Origin of the sequence: Pantoea sp. BS_8, from assembly GCF_041954965.1 — a bacterium.
GTDB lineage: Bacteria > Pseudomonadota > Gammaproteobacteria > Enterobacterales > Enterobacteriaceae > Pantoea > Pantoea stewartii.
Map to the genome: position 1 here is coordinate 1,193,325 of NZ_JAVAXU010000001.1, position 11,954 is coordinate 1,205,278.

At 58.9% G+C, this 11,954-nt stretch carries 1 protein-coding gene; it reads right to left on the reverse strand.

All coding sequences use genetic code 11. The annotated features are described in order from the left end of the window. Positions 1 to 296: 296 nt before the first annotated feature. Positions 297 to 11,954 (reverse strand): Ig-like domain-containing protein (locus RAC65_RS05400; RefSeq protein ID WP_375096444.1); only part of this gene is annotated, 11,658 nt, incomplete at its 5' end.

Here is an 11,954-nt window from a genome sequence, read left to right on the forward strand (position 1 = left end):
TCTGAAAGCTGTTTTTTTAGCCAAATTCAATCCCAAAAAGTCATTAGCATAATTAAACAACCTGCCAGTTAATAAAGTTAAGGAATTACTCTATCCGTTGATGGACGAGGCGTCAGGACAGGGCGTGACGTTATATACCGCTTTATCCCGTGCCAGTCCTCCGCCTGGGGGATGGATGACCGACACGCACTATCGAATGCGGCGCATTAACTGCGGTACGGTCAGTTAAAACGGATTAAAAAAGCGGGTGCTTGCGCACCCGCTGTGTTCTGCGTGTAACCATCAAACTGCACCGTTTAGACGATGGCGACCTGCAGGTTATGCTGGACCAGCACATCACCCAGCGTGTTGTCATTGGCAAGCGCCGAATTATGGTAGACCTCATAGGCCTGGCCATTCAGCATACGCTCACCACTGATTTCCCAAACGCCACCATCGCTATTGACCAGCGTGACCTGACTGCCGTCTGCGCCTTTAATCATCAAATCATCGCTCTGGTTGTCTGTAAGCGTAAGCGCCTCATTCAGATCAAGTTTGACCGAATTGGTGCCACTTTTACCCAGATCGAGGATTTCAATGTTTTCGACTTTCAGGCCAAGCGCAGTCAGATCCAGCGTGATGTGATCACCGCCCAGCACCAGGGTATCGGTACCGGCACCGCCATCAATATGGCTGAAATTCAGATCGTTGACGGTCACGGTATCGGCACCACTGCTGCCGCTTACCGTCGCCCCTTCAATCTGTCTGCCATCTTCCAGCGTAATCACCACCCCACCAATACTGTAAGCCTCCTCCATTATGGGGGTTTCAGGCACGACAACGGCTTGCTCCGCGACATTCACCGACTCGGTACTGCTGGTCGGCACCACCGTATCGGCTTCCGTGGTCAGTGTAGAGACGGCATGGAGCGCCGGTGCTGTTTCCTCGCCAGACTGACTGTGATGCTGCGTTTCCAGACTGGCCGCCGTAACACTTTCGTCCGATACCGCGAAGGTGGCAAACGACTCCGCCGACAGCGTGGTCGTGGCAGGCAACAATGACCCCAGCAACAGCGTGTTTGTGGTGGTAAAGCTGTTACCGGCCACATCCGTAATGGTCACTTTCGCCAGCGTATTCACTGACAGCAAGAGTCCCCCTACAGAAAGCAGTGACGAGGCAAAATTAGCCGAGTAACGTCCCAGAGCATCGGTAGTCGTATTGATGGTTGGCCCGTTACTGCCGTTCGCCAGCAGCAGCGTCACGCTGACTCTGGAACCCTGGGCTGCGTTCAGCGATCCGCCCTGCACCGTCAAACCCGTCAACAGTGCGGTCACGACGCTGAGCACCGGATCCACCCCGACGACAGGCTGGTTGTGCGACAACGCGGTAAAGGCACTGGTCGTCGTGGTGCTGTTACCGCCGATATCCGTGACGGTGACCGCGACCGAATGGCTGCCGTCCGATATGCCTTTCAGTGTGGCTGACGGTACGCTAACGCTCCAGGTGCCATTTGCGCCTACAGTAGTGGTCAGAATATTACCTGCCACGTTAACGGTTACGCGCCCGCCGACAGCATTACTGCTGGTGCCGCTGATGGTTTCAGCAATATTGGATTCAGAGATGTTCAGATAACCATCACCGCCAAAGTAGCTGTTCACCCCAACGGTCGGCGTACTGCGGCTGGCGACGCCCAGCGAAGCAGACGCGCTGCCGCTGTTGCCGATACCATTGGTGACGCTGGCGGTAACGGTATAGAGTCCGTCTGCAATCGCCGCCAGGTTTGTTGCGGAGATCGGCAGGCTCCAGGTCCCGTTACTGTTTACCGACGTGGTAAAGGTCTGGGTACCGATGGTGACCTCCACCAGCGATCCTTCCGCGTTAGTGGCCGTCCCGCTAATCGTCTGCGTGGTTTTCACATCTGCGACGCTCAGCGCGTTGTCACCAAACAGGGAGGTAATGGTTAACGCCGGCGCACTGTTACTGATGACGCTCAGGTTGCCCGAACCGGACACGGTATTACCGTTAAGGTCGGTCCCTGTCACGGCAACAGTTTTCGCACCATCGCTGATGCTCAGCAGATCGGCCTTCGGTACGCTGATCGTCCACCCACCGCCGCTCACCACTTTGGTGGAGTAGGTCACGCCGTTTAACGTGGCGCTGACGGTTGCGCCCGCTGACAGTGACGACGACCCACTGATGGTCTGATTAGTTGAAAGGTCTGCGGCGCTCAGGACACCGTCGCCAAACACCGTATTGACCGTCAGAGTTGGCTGCGTCACGGCCAGCTGCACGCCTGCGCTGGTGGAGGTGGTGTTACCGACCGCATCCGTTACCGATGCACTGACCGTAAAGTTGCCGCCAAGCAATGTCGAAAGAACTGCCGGGCTTAACGAAGCAGAGAACGTGCCGTCCGCATTCACCACCGCCGTCGCCGTGGTGTTGCCAATCGCCAGGCGCACGGTGCTGCCCGCCGCCACGCCGGTTGCGGTCCCCGTAATGGTCTGCGTCACGAGCGACTCGGCAATATTAAGCACACCGTCGCCAAACAGCGGGTTCAGCGTCACTTTCGGCAGATTGTTAATGCCTACGGTCGCCGTGGCCGAGCTGCTGCTGGTATTGCCTGCGGCATCGGTGACGCTGACGCCTACAGTGAGCGTGCCGTCGGACAAGCCTTTCAGCAAAGTCGGCGTTAAGCCGAGGCTGAAGTTGCCGCTGGCATCGGTGACGGTCACGAGCTGCTGGCCCGCAATCGTCACAACCACGCGAGATCCGGCTTCCGCCCCGGTTACCGCGCCGCTAATCGTCTGCCCCGCCAGGGCATCAGCTACATTCAGCAACGTATCCCCAAACAGCGGATTGAGGGTGATGGTTGGTACCACGGTATCGACGCGAATGCCCGCGCTGGTCGAGGCCGTATTCCCGGCAGCATCGGTAACCGTTGCCCCGATGGTGAGGTTGCCCTGCGCCAGCGTGCCGAGGATATCTGGCGTCACCGTTGCGGAGAAGGTGCCGTTCGCTCCCACCACTGCGTTAATCTGCGAGGCGCCTACCGTAAGCGTGACTGTCGAACCTGCTGCGACGTTGTTGACCACGCCGCTGAGCGTCTGACTGGTCGCAATGTCGGCCAGGTTAAGCACACCATCACCGAACAGTGAGGTCAGACTGATAGTCGGCGTCTGGGTGAAAATGCCAATGGTGGTACTGTTGCTGGCCACGTTGCCGACAGCATCAATCACGCTGACGCCCAGTGTCTGGTTACCCGCCGTCAGCGCCGTCAGGTCGGCAGCAGGCAGCGTCAGACTCCAGCTTCCATTGGTGCCCACTGCGGTGGTGTAGGTGCGGGTGCCTAACGTCACCGTCACCTGCGATCCCGCCGCCGCATTTTCGATCGTACCGCCAATCTGTTGGTTGACGGCCGCTTCGGCAATATTCAGCAAGTTGTCGCCACCAAACAGGCCGGTCAGGGTTCCCACAACGGGTACGGCATCGACAATGGCCGTCACGGTTTCCCCCACGGTACGGACGTTGCCCGCAGCATCTGTCAGGGTGACGTCCAGCGCCAGCTGACCATCACTGATCAAACCCAGTACATTCGGTGGAACCACAATGGCCCATTTGCCATCCTGTCCGACCGCGCTGGTCAGCGTTGTGCCACCAATCGTGACCGCGACAGTCGCGCCCACGCCGGCCGATGTGGCCGTGCCGGTAATGGTCTGTGCAATCGTGGTATCGATCGCACTGAGTGTGCCGTCACCAAACACAGAGTCGACCACCAGATTTAACGCCGCGTTCACCAGCTTGTTGACGGTGATCGTCGCATCGGTTTGGTTGCCTGCAACATCGCTGACGCGAAGACCAAAGACCAGCGGACCATCGTTAAGGCTGGCCAGCACGTCAGGCGTTAAGTCAATGCTCCAGGCACCGTCAGCACCGATAACCGCCGTAGCGATCGGCGCACCATCACCCACGAACAGGGAAATGGTTTGGCCCTCTTCTGCGCCCGTTGTGCGACCGGTCAGGACCTGACTGGTTGTGATATCGGCTGCATTAATCAGGTTGTCGCCCAGGAAGGCGTCAGTCTGAATCAATGGTGCGGTCGTATCTACAGTCACGGTGCGGTCGACGGAAGTCACGTTGCCCGCAGCATCGCTGAGCTGGGCATTGATGACCGTTTGACCCTCGGCGAGTGCCTGCATATCACTGGCCGGTACGCTGGTTGACCAGGTGCCGTCAGTCTGCACGACGGCGGTGTAGGTTTTGCCGTTGAGCGTCACCGTTACTGCGCGGCCCGCCTCACTGGTGTCCGAGGTACCGCTAATGGTCTGGCGTACCTGAGTTTCGCCGTCGTTAATGACATTGTCACCCGCAAAGTCATTGATAGTGAGTGACGGCGGTGTCAGATCCAACTGCACGGTGCCAGTGGCCGTGACGGTTTCCGAACCATTGGTCGCGTTGACCGTAATGGTGACCGGCCCGTCGGTGGTGCCGAAATCGGCGACGGACAGCGCTCCCGTCGTCCAGTTGCCGTTCGCATCCAGCGTGGTGGCGTAAGGGGTCCCGTTGATGACAATGCTGACCTCGCCGGTAGCACCCAGGTTTTGCGATGTTCCGCTCAGCACGACACCATTTGCCTGATCGACCGTACTGATGATGTTGTCACCCGATACGGTGCCCAGCGTGACCAGCGGTCCCGGCGGTGGCGTCAGATCAACCGGAACTGACAGTTCCTGCGTCACCGGGTTACCGGCCTGATCGCTGACGGTCAGCGTCAGTGTGGTAGTCGGCTGCGTAAAGTCACGCATTTGTTCAGGCGTCAGTGTGAGGCTCCAGCTTCCGTCTGCCCCAACGATGCCCGTGCCCAGCACCGTGCCCGCAAGGGAAACGGTCAACGAAGTCCCGATTTCAGCCCCTGTTACTACGCCACTCAGCACCTGCGGCTGAACACTTTCGGCGTAATCCAGCCCGTCATCCCCTGCAAAGGCCACCGTGGTGATCACAGGTGCGGTAGTATCAATGGTCAGCGTCTCTGTAAGGGTGGCACTGTTGCCAGCCGCATCCGTCGCGACCACAGAAAGACTGTAATTTCCGTCGGTATAACCTTGCAGATCGGCTGTGCTCAGGGCTAATGTCCAACTGCCATCTGCCTGTACCACCGCATCGAAGCTTGTCCCTCCTAAGGTGACCACAACCGTCTGCCCTTCACCGGGTTCCCCTGTGCTACCGGTCAGGGTGACGCCATTCGCGACATCCGCTGAATTAATAAAACCGTCACGTGCGAGCGGGGCCACGGTTGGCACCGGTGTCGTCAGATCGGCCGTGAAGTTAAACTGGGCAGTACCCGGGTTGCCGGTAGCATCAACGACGTTAACGGTGACGGTATACGGACCGCTCCCTAACGAATTTAACGCATTCGGCGGAATCGTCACGCTCCAGTTGCCATCGTTATCGACCGTGCCGGGATAGCTGATGCCGTCCAGATTCACGATAATGCTGACGGCCTGATTTGCGCCGCTGCTGCCCGTCGTTCCCGTCAGCGTGACGCCAGCGGCGGCCTCACTGATGCTCAGCACATTGTCGCCACCAAACTGCGTGGCCGCAAAAGTCGGCACGGGCGCCGTCACCGCGGTCACCACGTTTAATGTGGTGTTGTCGGTGTTCCCCGCACTATCGGCTGCACTCACCGTAATGACATGGCTACCGTTAGGAATTTGCGCCATCTGATCCGGGGTCAGCGTGAGCGACCAGCTTCCGTCATTCTGCACGACCGCATTCAGCGGTTCGTCATTGTTGAAGCCGCTGATCACCACCGTAACGGTTTGCCCCGCGCCACTGATGCCGGTGGTACCGGTCAGGGTCTGGTCCTGTGTCGCCTCAGTGGCATTCAGCGCACCATCGCCAAACGGCAGATTGAGACTCACATTCGGCAGCGTTTGCACAGCGACAATGATGTTGTCAACGGTGCTGGCCGTATTGCCATTGACGTCGGTGACGGTGATCGTCACCGGCCAGGTCCCATCCGGCAGCGTTTGCAGGACGCTCGCGGGCAGATCCAGTGACCAGGTGCCGTCGCCGTTAATGGCAGCCGCATAGAGCGTCCCGTTGACCGTAACGGTCACGGCGGCGGCGTTATCATTATTCAGATCGCCACTCAGGCTACCGCCAGCCTGCGCCTCGGCCGCGTTAATGCGTCCATCGCCAAACGGCGTATCAAGCGTAGGCGCGGCAATCGGTGCGGTTGCCGTCGTGAAATCCTGTGTGGTCGTCACCGAGGTATTGCCTGCCCGATCGGTCGTCACGATACTCAGGGTATGGCTGCCATCGGCCAGCCCCGCCATGACTTCCGGCGTCAGGCTGGCTGTCCAGTTACCCTGGGCGTCAACGGATACCGTCAGCGGTGTGCCGTCCACAGTCACGTTCACGGTTTGCCCGTCGCTCAGTGGTGTGGTGCCGTTAATCAGCTGTACTGACGCAGCTTCACTGGCATTGATGACGTTGTCGCCAAACAGCGTTTCCGCAACCGTTGGCGTCGCTGGTGGCGTCAGTATGATCTCAACGCCGACGGATGCTTCTGCCGGATTGCCCGCCACATCACTGGCCGTCACCTGCACCTGCGTCACGCCATCGGGTAAACCGCTGAGCGCGTCCGGTGCCAGATTGAGCGTCCAGATACCGTTGGCAGCGACCGTCGTGGTAAAGGGTTGATCCCCAATTGTGACGGTGATTTCGCTGCCTTCGGCCAGATTGGTGGCTGTGCCCGTCAGCGTCAACGCACCCGCAGCCTCTGCCTGACTCAGCAGGCCATCGCCAAACGGGACGTCCAGCGTCAGGACAGGTACGTTTCTGATCGCCACATCCAGCGTCGTGCTGCTGTCGGTCGCGACGTTACCGCTGGTGTCCGTTGCCGTCACGGTGACAGTCTGAACACCATCAGTCAGCGCTTGCAGATCCGCTGCCGGGATGGCCAGCGTCCAGGCACCGTTTCCGTCGGCCAGGGCGGTGTAACTGATTTGATTTAGCGTCACGCTAATCTGTGCGCCAGGCGCACTGTTACCGGTGACCGTCAGATCCTGGAGCGATTCGGCCTGATTCAGCGACGTGCCTGCGCTCAGGGTAATATCGACCAGCGATGGCAGGGTCGTTTCGATGGCGACATTATGGCTGGCCTCCGCAGGATTGCCCGCAGCATCATTCGCCGTCACCACAAAGGCCTGTTCTGTCCCGGACGGCAGATCAGCAAGGGCATCGGCGGGCACGGTTACGCGCCAGTTGCCGTTGGCATCAATGGTGGTCGGGTACGCAATACCGTTAACGGTCAGCGTAACAGGCGTCCCTTCTGCCAGTAGCCTGCTGCTGCCCGTCACCTCCAGCGCCGTTCCGGCTTCGGTTGCGTTGATGATGTCGTCCGCTGCCACTACATCTACGCTAAGCGTTGGCTGCGCCGCCTCGCTGGCGATGACAGTGAGGCTGGCAGTGCTGCTGGCAGGATTGCCCGCCGTATCGCTCGCCACCACCACCACAGACAACGCACCATCTGGCAGCGCGCCAGCATCACCCGCAGGAACGGTCACGTTCCAGCTGCCGTCTGCCTGAACGGCACCGGTGTAGCTCTGACCGTTCAGGGTGACAGTCACAACCTGCCCCGCCGTCAGGTTCGTGCTGCCACCGCTGATGGTGAAATCCGCAGCGGCTTCTGCCCGGTTCAGTAAGTTATCGCCGCTGACGGTATCGACTGTCAGCACGGGCAATGACGCGCTGTCGGCGACGCGGGTCAGATTTTGCGTCAGCGTGGTCTGGTTACCCGCCGCATCTGTCAGGGTAATATCCAACGCATACGTGCCATCCGGTAAGCCCTGCATGACGCTGGCAGGAATATTGACCTGCCAGCTTCCATCCTGAAGCACCAGCGTCTGATAAGTCTGGCCTTGTAAGGTCACGGTAACCGTTTGCCCTTCATCAGCCAGCGATGCCGTGCCGGAAACCGGGATGGTCTGCAGCACCTCCACTGCATTGATTTGATTATCTCCGGTAACCGGCGTCAGAGTCAGTTCAGGCGGCGTGAAATCCACCGTGATGTTACTGTCCAGGCTGCCCGTGTTACCCGCCGCGTCAGTCACATTGACGACAATGGGATTGACACCTTCTGTCAGTGCCTGAAGGACATCACTACCCAGAGTCAGAGACCAGTTACCCTGTGCATCCACTGTCGCGCTGTAATCATTTCCCCCCACGGTCACCGTGACGGTCTGACCTGCGCCAGAAGCGCCGGTGGTGCCGCTGAGTGTCTGGTCAGTCGTGGACTCGATCTGGTTCAGATAGCCGTCTGTGAAAGGTGTAACGATACTGATCGGCAGACTGTTCGTTGATACGGTAATCTCGCGGGTTTCTGTCACGCTGTTTCCGGCCAGATCGCTGACGGTCACGGCCAGTGCATAGCTGCCTGCGGGAATACCTTCCAGTGCGCCAGCGGGCAATGTAAAGCTCCAGTTGCCTTCGGCGTCAACTGCCGTGGTCCATACCTGATTGTTTAAGGCGATCGTTACCACCTGACCTTCCCCGGCATCACTGCTGCCGCTGAGCACAATCGGTCCGGTGCTCTCGGTCGGGTCGACAACATCATCACCTGTCACCGGATCCAGCGTCAGGCCTGGCGGGGTGAGATCCACCTCGACAGTGCCCGCAACGGAACGGCTGTTACCGGCCGCATCCGTGACCGTCACCGTATAGCCGGTGCTGCCCTCAGTCAGAGCGGTAAGCGCATCAGCAGGCAGCGTAACGCGCCAGTTGCCGTTTGCGTCCACGGTTCCGCTGTAGATATTACCGTTAAAGGTGACGTTAACGGTTTGCCCAACGCCACTCACGCCAGTTGTGCCGTTCAGCGCCTGCGCACTGGTGACATCGTCTGCATTAATCACGCCGCCATCAAAAGCATTAATAACGACAGGGTTGGGTACATTGTTAATGGCCACGTTCAGCGTACCTGAGCTGCTGAGTACGGCCCCCGTGGTATCCGTAGCCGATACGGTCAACGTGGTCGGCCCATCCGTCAGGCTTGCCAGATCGGCAGGTGGGATCACAATGTTCCAGGTTCCGGTGGCTGAAACCGTGCCGGTATACGTGACGCCATTGAACACCAGCGTAACCGTGCTGTCGGGCGCGACATTGAACGTGGTTCCGCTAACAATCAGCGGGTCGGTTGCCTCACCGGCATTCAGATAGTTATCGTCGCTCAGGGGGGCCAGCGCGATGCCTGAGGCATTGCTGTTGAGCGTCAGATCCAGACTGCCAGTGGCGGTATTGCCTGCGGCATCACTGACGGCCACGGTGTAACTGGCGCTGCCGTCAGCCAGCGAAGCGAGGACCTCTGCCGGAACAGTCAGTTGCCAGGTGCCATCCCCCAATACTGTGCCGCTGAAAACATCGCTGCCTACAGTGAGGGTGACGGTCTGACCCTGCTCGACATTCGTAGTGGTGCCGGACAGCACCTGACTGACCTGACGCTCTGCGCCATCGACGACATTATCGCCTGCGAAGGGATTCAGGGTTAACGTTGGCAGCGAAGCCGCATCCGCTTTTACCGTCAGGTTACTGGTATTGGTAGAGACGTTACCGGCACTGTCTGTCGCCGTCACCGTTAAGGTATAGCTACCGTCAGACAATCCACTCAACGCAGCATCCGGTACATTCAGCGTCCAGGTGCCATCTGTATTAGCCGTTGTTGTGACGGTTGTACCATTAAACGAGGCGACGATGGTCGCACCGTTTTCACTGGTGCCGGTCAGCACAAGAGGCTGCTGAATTTCCGTGGCGTTGAGTACACCATCGCCAGAAGGCGTGGCAACCTGCAGCACCGGCGGCACGGTATCCACCGTAACGGAGCCAGAGGCCGTACTGGTGTTGCCGGCAATATCGGTGAGCGTGACGGTATAAGGTACCGTTCCCTGATCCAGCGCAGCGAGGATGCCTGACGGAATGCTCACCTGCCAGTTACCTGCACCATCTACCGTGCCGTTATAGTCAACCCCATTGAAGTTGACGACGACGCCTTGCCCGGCACCGGTCACACCGCTGTTGCCCGTAATCGTGCCGTTGGCCGTGGCTTCAGCGCCATTCAGCACGCCATCACCAAAGGCGACGCCAGCCGTTGCGATCGGCAGATCGGTAGCAAAGACGTTAATATTCGTTGTATTGGTGGCAAGCGTGTTACCACCGGCATCGGTGATAGTGGTAATGACCGGCAGAGCACCGTTTGGCAGTTCAGCCAGTGAACCGGCAGGCAGCGTCACCGTCCAGTTGCCCTGCGCATCGACCGTGCCGGTATAGCTGGTGCCATTAACACTAACGGTCACCTGACTGCCCGCAGGAATGTTGATTGTGGTGCCACTCAACACGACATCGCTGGCCACATCCTCAACATTGAGGTAGTTATTTGTCCCTACAGGCGACAGCGCAACGCTGCTGCCCGTATTGTCGACCGTAAAGGTCAGCTCGGCACTGCTGGTGTTCCCGACGGCGTTTACGACCTCAACGGTCAGCGACTGCGCACCATTCGGCAAGCCGGAAAATGCGGTGGACGGCAGCGTGATTTGCCAGTTACCGTTGGGCTCTACTGTCCCCGTGTAGGTCACGCCATTCAGGGTAACGCTAACCTGTTGTCCCGCCTCAACATTGGTTGTGGTGCCGGTAAGGGTTTGTGGCTGCTGCTGTTCGGCACCATCCAGAATGCCATCGCCAGCAAAACTACCCGAATTAACCGTAATGGTAGGCTGGACTTCTGGTGCCGTCGCGACATTCAGATCGCTGGTGAACGTCGTCTGGCTGCCATTGGCATTCGTCACCGTGACCGTAAACGGATTGCTGCCTGACGGTAATGCAGCGAGATCAGACTGGTCAACTCTCAAAGACCAGCGGCCATTGGAGGCCACCAGCGTCCGGTAAAATCTGCCGTTGAGCGAGAGTGTGACCTGATCGCCATTCTGGCCGGTACCATTCAGGATCAGTGGCTGTGTCAGATCGCTGACGCTTAGCGTGTTATCGCCGCCCACGGGATCAACACCCAGCACAGGTGACTGGGTATCCACCGTGAGGTTATTTGTCTGGGTAACCACGTTGCCAGCCTGATCAACCACACTGACAACCAGTGGGTTATTCCCCTGCGGTAAGGCAGACAGATCGGTGGCAGGAATCGTCGTACTCCAGCTGCCGTCCGTATTAACCGGAACGTTGTAGGTGTTGCCGCCGAGTTGAATCTGTACCTGTTGTCCGTCACCGGTAATGCCGGTATTCCCGCTCAGTACCTGATCGCTGGCGGCGTCCAGATTATTAAGGACACCATCGCTGATCGCGCCGCTGTCGAGGTTAACAGCAGGCAATGTTGTGGCCTGCAGGATCACGTCAGCTGTGCCGGTCACGAGGTTACCGTTAGCATCCACGGTGCTGACGGTAATCGATTTCAGCCCGTCTGCCACGCCGTCAAAAGCGGCTGCAGGCATCGTGACCGACCATAATCCGTCACCATCTACGGTACCGTTGTAATTGACACCGTTAAAGTTAACCGCAATCTGCTGACCCGGTGTCCCACCAAGGAACGCACCCTTAACGATAACGCCCTGGCTGGCCTCCAGCGCATTAATAAAACCATCTCCGCCCAGCGGTTGGGTAATCGTCAGCGATCCCGGTGTCCCCGCTGCGGGTTCAACGATAATGTCCTGGTTGCCCGTCGCGATGTCTCCGGCATTGTTAGCCACGCTGACGGCAATCGTCGTTGTGCCCGCCGCTAATGCGCCCAGCGCTGCCGACGGCACCGTCACGCTCCAGCCGCCGTCCTGGCCCACCGTGGTGGTATAGGTCTGCCCGCCCAGGGTCACGGTCACGGTCTGGCCCGGCTCCACATTGACGGTGGTGCCGGACAGAATCTGATCCGTTGCTTTTTCTGCATTATCCAGCACGTTGTCTCCGGCGAAAGGATCGACGGTCAA